16 protein-coding genes are annotated in these 15,116 nt (G+C 44.0%); all 16 read left to right on the forward strand.

The window, feature by feature from the left end:
- The first annotated feature begins 44 nt into the window (after positions 1-44).
- The 16 genes from LJF29_RS03985 to dnaD all read left to right on the forward strand — a co-directional run bounded on the left by LJF29_RS03985 (position 45) and on the right by dnaD (position 15,104).
- Entirely contained in the window at positions 45-380 is a 336-nt protein-coding gene (locus LJF29_RS03985; protein WP_004398044.1) for a nucleotide pyrophosphohydrolase, read from the forward strand.
- Positions 381-391: 11 nt separating this feature from the next.
- Positions 392-1,195: a 4-hydroxy-tetrahydrodipicolinate reductase gene (gene dapB / locus LJF29_RS03990; protein WP_229147085.1), complete on the forward strand. Its 804-nt coding sequence runs from the start codon at positions 392-394 to the stop codon at positions 1,193-1,195.
- 15 nt (positions 1,196-1,210) lie between these two features.
- A complete protein-coding gene (gene mgsA / locus LJF29_RS03995; RefSeq protein ID WP_010334719.1) occupies positions 1,211-1,624 on the forward strand; it encodes a methylglyoxal synthase in 414 nt (137 codons plus the stop codon).
- Positions 1,617-2,327, forward strand: coding sequence for a bacillithiol biosynthesis deacetylase BshB1 (gene bshB1 / locus LJF29_RS04000; RefSeq protein WP_229147090.1), 711 nt, complete (start codon positions 1,617-1,619; stop codon positions 2,325-2,327). Before mgsA ends, bshB1 begins: the two co-directional genes overlap by 8 nt.
- Positions 2,324-3,457: an N-acetyl-alpha-D-glucosaminyl L-malate synthase BshA gene (gene bshA / locus LJF29_RS04005; protein ID WP_229147092.1), complete on the forward strand. Its 1,134-nt coding sequence runs from the start codon at positions 2,324-2,326 to the stop codon at positions 3,455-3,457. Before bshB1 ends, bshA begins: the two co-directional genes overlap by 4 nt.
- A gap of 4 nt (positions 3,458-3,461) precedes the next feature.
- On the forward strand, positions 3,462-4,655 hold the full coding sequence (locus LJF29_RS04010; RefSeq protein WP_229147093.1) for a CCA tRNA nucleotidyltransferase: 1,194 nt from the start codon (positions 3,462-3,464) through the stop codon (positions 4,653-4,655).
- Positions 4,640-5,623, forward strand: a complete 984-nt coding sequence (locus LJF29_RS04015) for a biotin--[acetyl-CoA-carboxylase] ligase (protein WP_168748113.1) — start codon at positions 4,640-4,642, stop codon at positions 5,621-5,623. Before LJF29_RS04010 ends, LJF29_RS04015 begins: the two co-directional genes overlap by 16 nt.
- 240 nt (positions 5,624-5,863) lie before the next feature.
- The gene (gene panB, locus LJF29_RS04020) at positions 5,864-6,697 is read left to right on the forward strand and encodes a 3-methyl-2-oxobutanoate hydroxymethyltransferase (RefSeq protein ID WP_229147095.1); all 834 of its coding nucleotides are present in this window, start codon (positions 5,864-5,866) and stop codon (positions 6,695-6,697) included.
- 1 nt (position 6,698) lies between these two features.
- Positions 6,699-7,559 carry a pantoate--beta-alanine ligase gene (gene panC, locus LJF29_RS04025; RefSeq protein WP_229147097.1) on the forward strand — a complete coding sequence of 287 codons (861 nt, stop codon included), beginning with the start codon at positions 6,699-6,701 and terminating at the stop codon, positions 7,557-7,559.
- A gap of 2 nt (positions 7,560-7,561) precedes the next feature.
- A complete protein-coding gene (gene panD / locus LJF29_RS04030; protein WP_168749453.1) occupies positions 7,562-7,945 on the forward strand; it encodes an aspartate 1-decarboxylase in 384 nt (127 codons plus the stop codon).
- Positions 7,946-8,070: 125 nt separating this feature from the next.
- Positions 8,071-10,866 (forward strand): ATP-dependent DNA helicase DinG, encoded by a 2,796-nt coding sequence (dinG, locus tag LJF29_RS04035; protein ID WP_229147099.1) that lies wholly within the window; start codon positions 8,071-8,073, stop codon positions 10,864-10,866.
- A 141-nt stretch (positions 10,867-11,007) separates the two neighbouring features.
- Entirely contained in the window at positions 11,008-11,178 is a 171-nt protein-coding gene (locus LJF29_RS04040; protein WP_003225588.1) for a YpmA family protein, read from the forward strand.
- An 8-nt stretch (positions 11,179-11,186) separates the two neighbouring features.
- Positions 11,187-11,672 carry a cell wall elongation/penicillin-binding protein regulator TseB gene (gene tseB, locus LJF29_RS04045; protein WP_010334712.1) on the forward strand — a complete coding sequence of 162 codons (486 nt, stop codon included), beginning with the start codon at positions 11,187-11,189 and terminating at the stop codon, positions 11,670-11,672.
- Between the two features lie 22 nt (positions 11,673-11,694).
- Positions 11,695-12,876, forward strand: a complete 1,182-nt coding sequence (gene aspB / locus LJF29_RS04050; RefSeq protein WP_010334711.1) for an aspartate transaminase AspB — start codon at positions 11,695-11,697, stop codon at positions 12,874-12,876.
- Positions 12,877-13,016: 140 nt separating this feature from the next.
- Positions 13,017-14,309, forward strand: a complete 1,293-nt coding sequence (gene asnS, locus LJF29_RS04055) for an asparagine--tRNA ligase (RefSeq protein WP_229147101.1) — start codon at positions 13,017-13,019, stop codon at positions 14,307-14,309.
- A 96-nt stretch (positions 14,310-14,405) separates the two neighbouring features.
- Entirely contained in the window at positions 14,406-15,104 is a 699-nt protein-coding gene (gene dnaD, locus LJF29_RS04060; protein WP_168748110.1) for a DNA replication protein DnaD, read from the forward strand.
- Positions 15,105-15,116: the final 12 nt, after the last annotated feature.

Below are 15,116 nucleotides of genomic sequence, written 5' to 3' on the forward strand. Positions count from 1 at the left end.
CCGAATTAGCTAACATGTAAGAGGATGATAGGAGGTTTCGTGCAGTGAGTGATAAAACAATGAAAGATATACAGGCTGAGGTGGACCGCTATATCGGCCAATTTAAAGAAGGATATTTCAGCCCGCTTGCCATGATGGCAAGATTAACCGAAGAACTGGGCGAGCTTGCAAGAGAAGTCAATCATCGTTATGGAGAAAAACCAAAAAAAGCGACTGAAGATGATAAAAGCATGGAAGAGGAAATGGGCGATGTGCTGTTTGTATTGGTTTGTTTAGCGAACTCTCTTGATATTTCATTGGAGGAAGCCCACGACCGAGTCATGCATAAATTTAATACTAGAGATAAAGACCGCTGGACAAGAAAAGAAGAAGGAAAGTAGAGGAGATCAAGATGTCAAACGAAACAATTAAAGTAGTCATTGCAGGACCGCGGGGAAGAATGGGGCAAGAAGCTGTTAAATTGGCTGAAAAAACACCTCATTTTGACTTGGTCGGAGCAGTAGACCATACATACGATCAGCACAAATTATCTGATGTGATGGCTGTGGAGTCTGATGCTCTTATTTACACAGATATCCATGCCTGCTTTACAGAAACAACACCAGATGTATTAATTGATTTAACAACACCCGAAATCGGCAAAGTACATACAAAAGTTGCATTAGAACACGGTGTCCGTCCTGTAGTGGGTACTACCGGTTTCTCTGAAGCTGATTTGAAAGAACTTACAACTCTGACAGAAGAAAAAGGGATCGGGGCTATCATCGCTCCAAACTTTGCATTGGGTGCGGTACTCATGATGAAATTCTCAAAAATGGCTGCCAACTACTTCGATGATGTTGAGATTATTGAGCTGCACCATGATCAGAAGCTTGACGCGCCAAGCGGAACGGCTCTCAAAACAGCGGAAATGATTTCTGAAGTTCGAAAAGAAAAACAGCAAGGGCATCCAGATGAAAAAGAAATCCTCCCAGGAGCAAGAGGTGCGGAGCTAAACGGAATCCGTCTGCACAGTGTTCGTCTACCAGGGTTGATTGCCCATCAGGAAGTGATGTTCGGCATGGACGGCCAAACGCTGCAGATTCGCCACGACTCTTATAACCGCGCTTCCTTCATGTCCGGTGTAAAACTGTCTGTAGAACAAGTCATGAAGATTGATCAGCTTGTGTACGGATTGGAAAATATCATTGATTAGACAGGGGGATAAATGATGAAAATTGCTTTGATCGCGCATGACAAGAAAAAACAGGATATGATCCAATTTACAACCGCTTATCAAGAGATTTTGAGTCATCATGATCTATATGCAACGGGAACAACGGGATTGAAAATTCAAGAGGCGACCGGCCTTAAAATTCAGCGTTTTCAATCCGGCCCTTTAGGTGGAGACCAGCAAATCGGCGCGTTAATTGCCGCTAACGCACTTGACCTGGTTATCTTTTTGCGCGACCCGCTGACCGCACAGCCGCATGAACCGGATGTCTCGGCATTAATCCGTTTATGTGATGTTTATTCGATTCCGCTTGCCACCAATATGGGAACTGCAGAAATTCTTGTTCGCACACTAAATGAAGGCGTTTTTGAATTCCGCAATCTTCTTCGGGGAGAAGAACCTCATGTATAATGCTGACGTTCTTGCTTTTGGCGCTCATAGTGATGATGTCGAGATCGGTATGGGCGGTACAATAGCAAAGTTTGTCAAACAGGGAAAAAAAGCTGTAATATGCGATTTGACTGAAGCGGAGTTATCTTCGAACGGAACAGTCAGTTTGCGAAAAGAAGAAGCGGCCGAAGCAGCCCGTATACTAGGTGTGGACAAAAGAATTCAGCTGACGCTCCCTGACCGCGGGCTGATGAAGAGTGATGATGCGATTCGGGCGATTGTCACAATCATTAGAACCTGCCGGCCGAAAGCGGTGTTTATGCCATATAAAAAGGATCGTCATCCGGATCACGGCAATGCTGCCGCACTGGTTGAAGAAGCGATCTTTTCAGCAGGAATTCATAAATATAAGGATGAAAACAGCCTGCCTGCGCATAAAGTAAGTAAGGTCTACTATTATATGATAAATGGTTTTCATCAGCCTGATTTTGTTATTGATATCTCGGATACAATTGAGGATAAAAAGAAAAGCCTCAATGCCTACAAAAGCCAGTTTGTACCGTCACATAATTCTGTTTCAACACCATTGACGAATGGTTATATCGAGATCGTTGAAGCAAGAGAAAAGCTGTACGGCAAAGAAGCGGGTGTAGGGTACGCCGAGGGCTTCTTTTCCAATCGAATGCTGATGCTGGATCATGATGTGCTTGGGGGCGAACAATGAAAAAACTAAAAATAGGCATTACATGCTATCCGAGCGTCGGCGGCTCAGGTATCATTGCGACAGAACTCGGGAAACAGCTTGCTGAAAAGGGACATGAAATCCATTTTATAACATCAAGCATCCCGTTCAGATTAAATACATACCATCCTAATATTCACTTTCATGAAGTTGAAGTAAACCAATATGCCGTTTTTAAATATCCGCCGTATGATTTAACATTGGCAAGCAAGATCGCTGAGGTTGCAGAACGGGAGAATTTAGACATCATCCACGCGCACTACGCTCTGCCGCATGCGGTTTGCGCTTATCTCGCAAAGCAGATGCTGAAACGGAGTATCGGCATCGTGACAACTTTGCATGGAACGGATATTACAGTATTAGGCTACGACCCCTCTTTAAAAGATCTTATCCGTTTTGCGATAGAGGCTTCAGACAGGGTGACAGCAGTCTCATCAGCCCTTGCTGCTGAAACGTACGATTTAATTAAGCCGGAGAAAAAAATAGAAACGATTTATAATTTCATAGATGAACGTGTCTATCTTAAGAAAAACACAGCGGCCATTAAAGAGAAACATGGCATACTGCCGAATGAAAAAGTCGTGATCCATGTGTCCAACTTCAGAAAGGTCAAACGTGTGCAGGATGTCATCCATGTGTTTCGCAATATAGCCGGCAAAACAAAAGCAAAACTGCTCTTAGTCGGAGACGGCCCTGAAAAATCAGTCGCCTGTGAGCTTGTCAGAAAATACGGGCTGGAAAAACAAGTGCTGATGCTTGGGAATCAAGACCGTGTAGAGGAGCTTTATTCAATCAGTGATTTGAAACTGCTGCTGTCTGAAAAAGAGAGTTTCGGCCTTGTCCTGCTTGAAGCGATGGCATGCGGAGTACCTTGCATCGGAACGAATATTGGCGGTATCCCTGAAGTGATAAAAAACAATGTGAGCGGGTTTTTGGTGGATGTCGGCGATGTCGAAGCCGCTTCAGCCAAAGCGGTTCGCATTTTAGAAGACGAACAGCTGAGCAAGCAGTTTACCGAAGCGGCCATGGAAATGCTCAATAATGAATTTTCGTCACAAAAGATTGTCAGCCAGTATGAACAGATATATGCCGATTTAGCAGAACCGGAGTGATGACATGGAACAAGATTTTATCAAAGCACTTCCCGTGCTCCGCACATTAATTGAAGCAGGCCACCAAGCTTACTTTGTCGGAGGCGCAGTTCGTGACAGCTATATGAAACGAACAATTGGAGATGTCGATATTGCGACAGATGCGGCACCGGACCAAGTAGAACAGCTTTTTAAGCGGACGGTTGATGTCGGCAAAGAGCATGGGACAATTATCGTGCTCTGGGAAGATGATACCTATGAAGTCACTACATTCCGGACTGAATCAGATTATGAAGATTACAGAAGGCCGTCAGAAGTACACTTTATTACATCGTTAGAAGAGGATTTAAAACGCAGGGATTTAACGATTAATGCGATGGCTATGACAGCTGACGGCCAAGTTCTTGATTATTTTGGCGGAAAGAAAGACATTGATCAGCAGCTGATTCGAACGGTTGGAAAACCGGAGGACCGGTTTCAGGAGGATGCGCTTCGCATGCTGAGAGCGGTGCGATTTATGAGCCAGCTCGGATTTACGCTTTCGAAAGAAACAGAAGAAGCGATCATAAAAGAGAAAACACTTCTGTCACATGTATCAGTCGAACGAAAAACAATAGAGTTCGAGAAGCTTTTACTGGGAAAAGCGTCCCGAGAGGCCATTCAAATGCTTGTACATACGGGGCTTTATAAAGAACTGCCCGGTTTTTATCACAAACGAGAGAACCTGCTTACGGCGAGCGAGTTTCCGTTTTCTTTTCTCACTTCTCGTGAGGAACTTTGGGCAGCGCTTTTGATTGATCTTCAGATAGAATTGAAAGATGCGATGCTTTTCCTGAAAGCCTGGAAGCTCCCTGGAAAAGTGATGAAGGAAGCCGCTCACATTGCCGACACGTTTGGCCAGAGCCTTGACGCTATGTCTATGTACAAGGCTGGTGAAAAAGCGCTTTTATCCGCGGTCAAAATATCAATGCTCCGGCAAACCAAGCAGCTGAACGGTGAGAGACTGAAGGAAGTCCGAGAAGCTTATCAAAGCCTGCCCATCAAAAGCTTGAAGGATCTTGCCATCACAGGGCGGGATTTACTTGCACTGCGAAACCAGCCCGCTGGAAAATGGGTGTCTGAAGAATTACAGCGGATAGAGCAGGCTGTTGTAACGGGAAAGCTCTCCAATCAGAAGAAACACATAGAGGAGTGGCTGAAGACATGCGATCAACCTTAAGAAACGATCTTATAGAATTATTTTCTCAGGCCGGAAGCGAGTTTATTTCCGGCCAAAAAATCAGTGATGCTCTCGGATGTTCGAGAACAGCTGTATGGAAGCATATTGAGGAGCTTCGCAAAGAAGGCTATGAAGTGGAAGCTGTCAGAAGAAAAGGGTATCGACTCATCAAAAAGCCTGGAAAACTCAGTGAAAGTGAAATTCGGTTTGGGCTAAAAACAGAAGTGATGGGGCAGCATCTTTTTTATCATGACGTCCTTTCATCCACTCAAAAAAAGGCTCATGAGCTTGCTAATGATAACGCGCCGGAGGGCACTCTCGTTGTCGCGGATAAACAAACAGCCGGCAGAGGGAGGATGTCAAGGGTGTGGCATTCTCAAGAAGGAACAGGCATCTGGATGAGTCTGATTTTGCGTCCAGACATTCCGCTTCAAAAAACACCGCAGCTTACGCTTCTTGCTGCGGTAGCTGTTGTGCAAGGAATAGAGGAGGCAACAGGCCTTCAAACGGATATTAAATGGCCTAATGATATATTAATTCACGGAAAAAAAGCAGTTGGCATTTTAACTGAAATGCAGGCGGAAGAAGACCGTGTCCGTTCAGTCATTATCGGTACAGGCATAAACGTTAATCAAGAGGCCGACGATTTTCCCGAGGAGCTTAAGGAAATCGCGACGAGCCTTAGCTTGGCAGCCGGGGAAAAAATAGATCGGGCGAGCGTTATGCAGCATATTTTGCTTTCTTTTGAAAAACGGTACCGCGACTATTTGACGCATGGTTTCACGCCAATTAAGCTTCTGTGGGAAAGCTATGCGCTTGGAATCGGCAGTGAATTAAGAGCAAGAACGCTAAACGGAACATTTTATGGGAAAGCCTTAGGAATAGACGAAGAGGGTGTTCTTCTTTTAGAAACGAAGGAAGGCATAAAAAAAATCTATTCGGCAGATATCGAAATGAGTTCATTGTAGTTGGTACAACCCTGTTGATTTTGATATACTTCCATTGGGCAGTATCGCCTGCGAACTGCACCTATTCATAAAAAATAGATAGACATTGCAGCAGTCTGCCTTGATCCAAAAAGGACTGGGACAGAGGGATGAAACTCGCCGAACTTTAGAAAGTGAAGAATCCTTCTCGTGTAGCGGAAGGTTTTTTGGCTTGGATAAGAAACGGCAGCTCATCTCCTCTAAAAATGAGGAGGAGAAAAAGTGAAAACAAAACTTGATTTCTTAAAAATGAAAGAGAATGAAGAACCGATTGTCATGCTGACGGCTTACGATTATCCGGCAGCCAAGCTTGCTGAACAAGCGGGAGTGGATATGATTTTAGTCGGCGATTCATTAGGAATGGTCGTGCTAGGCCTTGATTCAACTGTCGGCGTGACAGTTGCGGATATGATCCATCATACGAAAGCGGTCAAAAGAGGTGCGCCAAATACATTTATCGTAACCGACATGCCTTTTATGTCCTACCACTTGTCTAAAGAGGATACGCTGAAAAATGCCACAGCTATCGTTCAGGAAAGCGGAGCTGACGCGCTGAAGCTGGAGGGCGGTGAAGGGGTGTTTGAATCCATCCGCGCCTTGACGCTCGGTGGCATTCCTGTTGTGAGTCATTTAGGGCTGACACCGCAATCAGTCGGTGTATTAGGCGGATATAAAGTCCAGGGCAAAGATGAACAAAGCGCAAAGAAATTAATAGAAGACAGTATAAAATGTGAGGAAGCGGGAGCCATGATGCTTGTGCTTGAATGTGTGCCTGCAGAACTCACGGCAAAAATCGCAGAGACATTAACCATCCCTGTCATTGGAATTGGAGCTGGTGTAAAAGCGAACGGACAGGTTCTTGTTTATCATGATATTATCGGTCATGGTGTTGTTAGAACACCTAAATTTGTGAAACAATATACGCAAATTGACGGCACAATAGAAACAGCAATCAGTGGATATGTCCATGATGTAAGACGTCGTGCCTTCCCTGAACAAAAGCATTCCTTCCAGATGAATCAGTCAGTCTTGGAAGGCTTGTACGGAGGAAAATAAGATGAAGCAGATTACAGATATCTCACAGCTGAAAGAAATCATTACACAATATCATTCAGAAGGCAAAACAATCGGATTTGTTCCGACGATGGGATTTCTTCATGAAGGGCATTTAACCTTGGCAGACAAAGCCAGACAAGAAAATGACGCCGTCGTCATGAGTATTTTTGTAAATCCGACGCAATTCGGTCCCGGTGAGGATTTTGAAGCGTATCCGCGCGATCTGGAACGTGATGCCGCTCATGCGGAAAACATCGGCGTTGATATTCTTTTCACTCCTGATGCCCGTGACATGTATCCCGGTGAAAAAAATGTAACGATACATGTTGAGAGACGTACAGATGTTTTATGCGGGCGTTCAAGAGAAGGACATTTTGACGGAGTTGCCATCGTGCTGACGAAGCTGTTCAACCTTGTTAAACCGACACGCGCTTATTTTGGTTTAAAGGATGCACAGCAGGTGGCAGTTGTTGATGGTTTAATCAGTGATTTCTTCATGGATATTGAACTGGTTGCTGTAGATACGGTCAGAGAGAAAGACGGGTTAGCTAAAAGCTCCCGGAATGTGTATTTAACGGCTGAGGAAAGAAGAGAAGCACCTAAGCTTTACCAAGCCCTTCAGACGAGTGCCGAGCTGATCAGAGCAGGTGAGAGAAATCCTGAAGCGGTCATCAAAGCTGCAAAAGACATCATTGAAACGACAAGCGGCAACATTGATTATGTTGAGCTTTATTCCTATCCGGAGCTTGAGCCTGTGAACAAGGTGGAAGGAAAGATTATTCTGGCTGTAGCAGTTGCATTTTCAAAAGCGCGTTTAATAGACAATATCATTATTGATATTCGAGAAATGGAGAGAATATAATGATGTATCGCACGATGATGAGCGGAAAGCTTCATAGGGCAACGGTTACCGAAGCAAATCTTAACTATGTAGGCAGCATTACAATTGATGAAGATCTGATTGATGCGGTAGGAATGCTTCCTAATGAAAAAGTGCAAATTGTGAATAATAACAATGGAGCACGCCTGGAAACGTACATTATTCCCGGTCAGCGCGGGAGCGGAGTCATCTGTTTAAACGGAGCTGCTGCACGCCTTGTACAGAAAGGCGATAAGGTGATTATTATTTCCTACAAAATGATGTCTGATCAAGAAGCGGCAAAACATCAGCCGAAAGTTGCCGTTTTGAATGACCAAAACAAAATTGAACAAATGCTTGGACAAGAACCTGCCAGCACCATTTTGTAGATATACCGCCCCCTTTACCGGGGGTTTTCTTTTAAGATTTTCAGCGTAAAACGGTTTTGCCGCTCCATTTCCGTACAAAACGTGTTACACTTTTGTCGTATGCAAGAATTGAGGTGTCCATTTTAATGAAAAAGCAACGGTTCGTTGTTATAGATGTAGAAACAACAGGGAATTCGCCAAAAAAGGGCGATAAAATCATTCAAATTGCAGCGGTTGTAATTGAAAATGGACAAATTACTGAGCGGTTTTCAAAATATATTAATCCAAATAAATCCATTCCGGTTTTTATTGAACAGCTTACGGGAATCACAAATCAAATGGTAGAGGATCAGCCGCCGTTTGAAGCAGTGGCTGAAGAAGTGTTTCATTTGCTTGACGGCGCTTACTTTGTCGCACACAATATCCATTTTGACCTCGGGTTTGTGAAGCATGAGTTGCATAAAGCGGGTTTCCAGCTTCCAGATTGTGAAGTGCTGGATACTGTCGAGCTCTCCCGTATCGCATTTCCGGGATTTGAGGGATATAAGCTGACTGAATTAAGCGAAGAGCTTCAGCTGCGGCATGATCAGCCGCATCGAGCTGACAGCGACGCTGAAGTCACAGGACTTATTTTTTTGGAAATTCTTGAAAAGCTTAGGCGGCTTCCTTATCCGACATTAAAGCAGTTAAGAAGGCTGTCACAGCATTTTATCAGTGATCTGACGCATTTGTTAGATATGTTCATTTATGAAAACAGACATACAGATATGCCAGGCTATACGCGTTTTTCCTCTTTTTCTGTCAGAGAACCTGAACCAGAGATTGAACGTCTCAAGGAAGATGAAGCATTTCTATTTGAGATTGAAAATTGGACAGCGGGAAATGAAAAAGCGCTCTCTGAGTTCATGCCCCATTACGAAAAAAGGGAAGGCCAGATGCTGATGATGAAAGAAGTGGCTGAGGCCTTTGCCAATCGTGAACATGCGTTGATTGAAGCTGCTCCGGGCATCGGAAAAACAATCGGCTACCTGATTCCGGCTGCACTTTTTGCTAAGAAGTCAAAAAAGCCAGTCGTCATCAGCACGTATTCAACTCTTCTTCAGCAGCAGATTTTGACGAAGGATTTGCCGATCATCAAAGATATGTTCCCTTTTTCGGTGACTGCGGCTATTTTAAAAGGGCAATCGCATTATTTGTGCCTTTATAAGTTTGAGCAGGTGCTTCATGAAGAAGACGATAACTATGATGCCGTTTTGACAAAAGCCCAGCTTCTTGTTTGGCTGACAGAGACAAACACGGGAGATGTAGCAGAACTGAATTTGCCGTCAGGCGGAAAGCTATTGTGGGACAGATTGGCATATGATGATCAATCTTATAAACGAAATCAGAGGGATCAAGTGATCGGTTTTTATGAACGGGCCAAACAAAGTGCCATGCGGTCTGATCTGGTGATTACGAATCATTCTCTTCTGCTTACCGATGAGGCAAGCAGAAAAAAAAGACTCCCGGATAGCGGGACTTTTGTTATTGATGAAGCACACCATTTTGAACGTGCCGCAAGCGAACATTTAGGAAAAAGAGCAACTTACATAGAACTGCATACAAAATTGAGCAGAATCGGAACGCTGAAAGAGCAGGGACTGCTGAAAAAAATGAGACAGCTTTTTCAGCGCCACAGCCTGCCGGTGGATTCATTTTTTGAAATGGAGGAGTGGCTCCAGCATATTCAGGCGGAAAGTGATGCTTTCTTCAGCTCTGTGCATTCTTTTGTCAAACGAAGAAAACCTAAAGAAGACTTAAACCGTCTTGTCTTTAACGTGAACAAAAAAACTCACGATAAAGGATGGCCCGTATTAACAGACGGAGCGGAAAGGCTCTGCTCTATGCTGGCGCATTTGCAGCAGATTTTTGAGGCCCAAACGGCTCTGATGGAAGAACATCTGACGGCCATGAAAAGCAAAAATGCTTTCTTGGCCGATGAATATAATAGAAGCATGAATGACTTGGGGGAGTACGCACAGACTCTCAATCAGCTGTTCTTTGGCTCAGATGACCATGAAGCGGTTTGGATTGAAATAGATGCTAAAGGTGCGAAAAATGCCGTAGCTATATATGCACAGCCGCTGGAACCGGGCGAGCTTCTTGCTGATCAGTTTTTTGCGCGGAAAAACAGTGTTGTTCTTACATCTGCAACTCTAACGATAGAAAATTCGTTCCAATTTATCATTGAGCGTTTGGGGTTAAGCGACTTTTTCCCCCGCACAATGAGGATCGCGTCTCCTTTTTCTTACGATGAGCGGATGCAGGTAATGATTCCAAAAGAAATAAAATCGATCCAAGATACGGGCCAGACAGAATTTATACAGGATACCGCACGCTATATCGAACTGATGGCAAAAGAACAACAGCCGAAAATCCTTGTGCTGTTTACGTCTCATGACATGCTGAAAAAAGTGCATCAGGAACTAAAGCCCGCCATGAGTGTTTCCGGCATTCAGCTTCTGGCTCAGGGCTTAACAGGCGGCAGTCCGGGAAAACTGATGAAAACGTTCAAAACAGCCAATCAGGCCATCTTGCTTGGTACGAATCATTTTTGGGAAGGCGTTGATTTCCCTGGCGATGAGCTGACGACAGTGATCATTGTAAGACTTCCTTTCCGGGCGCCGGATCATCCGCTGCACGCTGCAAAATGTGAGCTGGCGAGAAAAAAAGGGCGCAATCCGTTTCAAACGGTCTCACTGCCGGAAGCGGTGCTGACGTTCAGACAAGGAATTGGACGCTTGCTCCGGACAGCTGGAGACAAAGGAACGATTGTCATATTAGACAGACGGGTCAAAACCGCTGGTTACGGGCGCCTGTTTCTTGATGCACTGCCGACATCCGCAATATCTGAAGTGACTGACAGTGAGATTGAAGCTTATGTTGCCGGGAAAAGTGAATAAAAGCCGCATAAAGCGGCTTTCCGGTGTGGGAGTAGGACGTGTTTTATTTGTTAAAGCGGTTTTCCGCTCTGTGGTACTAGTATGGCGCGTCCTGAAAAGGAGTATGACTAACAATATTTGTTCAATTTGGAGGATGAAAAAATGGAAAGCAAAATCGAAATTCTTTCAACAATTAATGTAGAGCATTCGGATGACCTTTATAAAATTGTAGACACGCTGAATCGGACACTGAAAAGAGATAATCTGATGTTCGGTCTTGCACTTGATGAAGAAAACAAAAACCAAGCCGTTTTTACCATTTATCGTACGTAGGTGAGAAGATGAGAAAAAAAGCATTAATATTTACCGCCATATTTGGTATTATTTTTTTAGCAGTACTTCTTGTCTCGGCAAGCATTTATAAATCAGCCATGGCACAAAAGGAAAAGGGGCATGAAGCAGCAGCTGCTGAAGCGAAAAAAGAAACCGACCTCACCAGCGTTGATCAAGTCGAAACATTTGTCGGAAAAGAAAAATATTATATCGTAAAGGGAACCGACAAAAAAGGCATCAAATTATATGTGTGGGTTCCTGCTGATAAAAAAGCAAAAATTCTCTCAAAAGAAGCAAAAGAGGGGATCACCGAGGACAAAGCGGCGAAAATCATACAAGATGAAGGCCTGGTTTCAAAGCAAAAAGAGGTTCACCTGGCAAGAGAAGGGAACGTCCTGCTTTGGGAAGTAACGTACTTAGACAAAGAAGGACAATACAGTTTAAGTTATGTGGACTTTACAACTGGAAAGATTCTCAAAAATATCACGCCTTAAGACGAATTAGGGGGAGTTCAAGTTGAAACTGGCAAAAAGAGTATCCGCATTAACACCGTCTACAACACTGGCAATTACAGCGAAAGCGAAAGAATTGAAAGCGGCAGGCCATGATGTCATCGGCCTCGGAGCGGGTGAACCCGACTTCAATACACCGCAGCACATTATTGATGCAGCTGTACGCTCAATGAACGAAGGACATACGAAATATACGCCTTCAGGCGGCTTGGCTGAATTAAAGAACAGCATTGCAGAGAAATTTAAACGTGACCAGAATATTGAATACAAACCGTCTGAACTGATTGTCTGTACTGGTGCCAAACATGCACTGTATACCCTTTTCCAAGTGATTTTGGATGAAGGAGACGAAGTGATTATTCCAACGCCGTACTGGGTAAGCTATCCGGAACAGGTGAAACTTGCTGGCGGTCAGCCTGTTTATGTAGAAGGACTTGAGGAAAATCACTTTAAGATTTCTCCTGAGCAGCTGAAAAAAGCGATCACAGAAAAAACAAAAGCAATCGTTATTAATTCACCAAGCAATCCGACTGGCGTTATGTATACGGAAGAAGAGCTGGCTGCGCTTGGCGAAGTGTGCCTTGATCATGACATCCTGATCGTATCTGACGAAATTTATGAAAAACTTACATACGGCGGCAAGAAACACGTTTCCATCGCCCAGCTGTCTGACAGATTGAAAGAGCAAACGATCGTCATCAACGGCGTATCAAAATCACACAGCATGACAGGCTGGAGAATCGGTTATGCGGCTGGAGCAGAAGAGATCATCAAAGCGATGACAAACCTTGCAAGCCACAGCACGTCAAATCCGACATCTGTCGCACAATACGGAGCGATTGCCGCATACAACGGACCTTCTGAGCCAATGGAAGAGATGAGAAAAGCATTTGAGCATAGATTAAACACGATTTATGATCAGCTCGTTGAAATCCCGGGCTTCAGCTGCGTGAAGCCGGAAGGTGCTTTTTACTTATTTCCGAATGCAAAAAAAGCAGCTCAAACATGCGGTTTCAAAGATGTAGATGAATTTGTCAAAGCGCTTCTTGAAGAAGAAAAAGTCGCGATTGTTCCAGGCTCCGGATTCGGCTCTCCTGATAATGTCCGGTTGTCCTACGCAACATCCTTAGACCTTCTTGAAAAAGCGGTGGAACGAATCAAACGTTTTGTAGAAAAACATAGCTAACAGATCAGAAAGCGGCTGACAAAAAGCCGCTTTTTATCTGCATTGACCCGGTCAGTTAAGACCGGGTATAATAAAGTGATGATAAAAGAGTTCGCGGGGCAAAAGCTTCCGAATGTCTTCTTGTTTTGGAGGGAAATATTTTGAAAACAACAATCAACCAAGTGTACAAGCACGTAGGTGAGGAAGTAACGATCGGAGCTTGGGTCGCTAATAAGCGTTCAAGCGGGAAAATCGCGTTTTTACAGCTGAGAGACGGTACTGGTTTTATTCAAGGTGTCGTTGTAAAAGCGGAGGTTGAAGAAAGCATTTTCCAAACGGCTAAATCTGTGACGCAGGAAACGTCACTCTATATAAAAGGAATTGTCAAAGAGGACGAGCGTTCTCCGCTTGGGTATGAATTAGCTGTGACAGATATTGAAGTCATTCACGAAGCGACTGATTATCCAATTACGCCTAAGGAACACGGTACGGAATTTTTGATGGATCACAGACATTTATGGCTTCGTTCAAAGCGCCAGCATGCGATCATGAAAATCCGCAATGAAATCATTCGTGCGACTTACGAATTCTTTAATAACGAAGGCTTCGTAAAAGTAGATCCGCCGATTTTGACTGGAAGCGCGCCTGAAGGAACAACTGAGCTCTTTGCGACAAAATACTTCGATGAAGATGCTTACCTGTCTCAAAGCGGACAGCTGTACATGGAAGCTGCGGCGATGGCATTAGGAAAAGTATTCTCCTTCGGACCGACGTTCAGAGCAGAAAAATCGAAAACAAAACGTCACTTAATCGAATTCTGGATGATCGAACCGGAAATGGCGTTTGTAGAATTTGAAGAAAACCTTCAAGTACAGGAAAATTACGTGTCATTCATCGTGCAATCAGTTCTTAAGAATTGCAAAATTGAATTAAACACGCTAGGAAGAGACACGTCAAAACTTGAGCAAATCAAAGCGCCGTTCCCAAGAATCACGTATGACGAAGCGATTGACTTTCTGAAAGAAAAAGGCTTTGACGATATCGAGTGGGGAGACGATTTTGGAGCGCCTCATGAAACAGCGATTGCAGAGCACTATGACAAGCCTGTTTTCATTACTCGCTATCCGACGTCCTTAAAACCGTTCTATATGCAGCCGGCGTCTGACCGTGAAGATGTAGTGCTTTGCGCAGATCTGATCGCGCCTGAAGGCTACGGAGAAATCATCGGCGGTTCTGAACGGATTCACGATATGGAACTTTTGGAAGCGCGTCTTAAAGAACATGGACTGGATTCTGACGCATATAAATGGTATGCTGAACTTAGAAAATATGGATCAGTTCCACATTCCGGATTCGGCCTTGGATTAGAGCGGACAGTCGCTTGGATCAGCGGAGCGCCTCACGTGCGTGAAACAATTCCGTTCCCAAGACTGTTGAACCGTCTGTATCCGTAATACATGTAAATGAAACAAGAAAAAAGAGTCTCCTGCAAGGGAGACTTTTTACAGTAAAGGGGAAAAACACTAACCTTTACAGTAAGAGGTGTAACGATGAAAAAACAGCAATTTATTGATATGCAGGAGATGGGGATGTCGACGATCCCCAATCTTCTGCTGACCCATTATAAACAGCTTGGACTTAATGAAACAGAACTGATTCTGCTGTTGAAAATCAAAATGCATTTAGAAAAGGGATCTTATTTTCCTACACCGCATGAACTGCAGGAAGGCATGACGATTTCTGTTGAAGAATGCACAAACAGATTGCGTATGTTTATTCAAAAGGGATTTCTGTTTATTGAGGAAGGCGAAGACCAAAACGGAATCAAGTTTGAGAAATATTCACTCCAGCCTTTATGGGGCAAGCTCTATGAGTATATAGAGCTTGCCCAGAATCAAACACAAGAAAGAAGAGCAGAAGGGGAACAAAAAAGCCTTTATACGATTTTTGAAGAAGAGTTTGCTAGACCATTATCTCCTTTAGAGTGTGAAACACTGGCCATTTGGCAGGATCAGGATCAGCATGATGCACAGCTGATTAAGCACGCTTTAAAAGAGGCTGTATTATCAGGAAAACTCAGCTTTCGCTACATTGACCGGATTTTATTTGAATGGAAGAAAAACGGGCTGAAAACAGTGGAGCAGGCCAAAATCCACAGCCAAAAATTCCGGCGTGTTCAAACAAAACAGAATGAGCCGCAAAAAGAGTATAAGAGGCAGGTTCCTTTTTACAATTGGCTTGAACAATAAAGTGAAAAGGTG

The organism is Bacillus sp. LBG-1-113, from assembly GCF_020708615.1.
Lineage (GTDB): Bacteria > Bacillota > Bacilli > Bacillales > Bacillaceae > Bacillus > Bacillus mojavensis.

Bases quoted from the DNA above. Each gene is read 5' to 3' on its own strand.
- dapB (WP_229147085.1), top strand. From the start codon at position 392: ATGTCAAACGAAACAATTAAAGTAGTCATTGCAGGACCGCGGGGAAGA.
- mgsA (WP_010334719.1), top strand. From the start codon at position 1,211: ATGAAAATTGCTTTGATCGCGCATGACAAGAAAAAACAGGATATGATC.
- bshB1 (WP_229147090.1), top strand. From the start codon at position 1,617: ATGTATAATGCTGACGTTCTTGCTTTTGGCGCTCATAGTGATGATGTC.
- bshA (WP_229147092.1), top strand. From the start codon at position 2,324: ATGAAAAAACTAAAAATAGGCATTACATGCTATCCGAGCGTCGGCGGC.
- LJF29_RS04010 (WP_229147093.1), top strand. From the start codon at position 3,462: ATGGAACAAGATTTTATCAAAGCACTTCCCGTGCTCCGCACATTAATT.
- LJF29_RS04015 (WP_168748113.1), top strand. From the start codon at position 4,640: ATGCGATCAACCTTAAGAAACGATCTTATAGAATTATTTTCTCAGGCC.
- panC (WP_229147097.1), top strand. From the start codon at position 6,699: ATGAAGCAGATTACAGATATCTCACAGCTGAAAGAAATCATTACACAA.
- panD (WP_168749453.1), top strand. From the start codon at position 7,562: ATGTATCGCACGATGATGAGCGGAAAGCTTCATAGGGCAACGGTTACC.
- dinG (WP_229147099.1), top strand. From the start codon at position 8,071: ATGAAAAAGCAACGGTTCGTTGTTATAGATGTAGAAACAACAGGGAAT.
- LJF29_RS04040 (WP_003225588.1), top strand. From the start codon at position 11,008: ATGGAAAGCAAAATCGAAATTCTTTCAACAATTAATGTAGAGCATTCG.
- tseB (WP_010334712.1), top strand. From the start codon at position 11,187: ATGAGAAAAAAAGCATTAATATTTACCGCCATATTTGGTATTATTTTT.
- dnaD (WP_168748110.1), top strand. From the start codon at position 14,406: ATGAAAAAACAGCAATTTATTGATATGCAGGAGATGGGGATGTCGACG.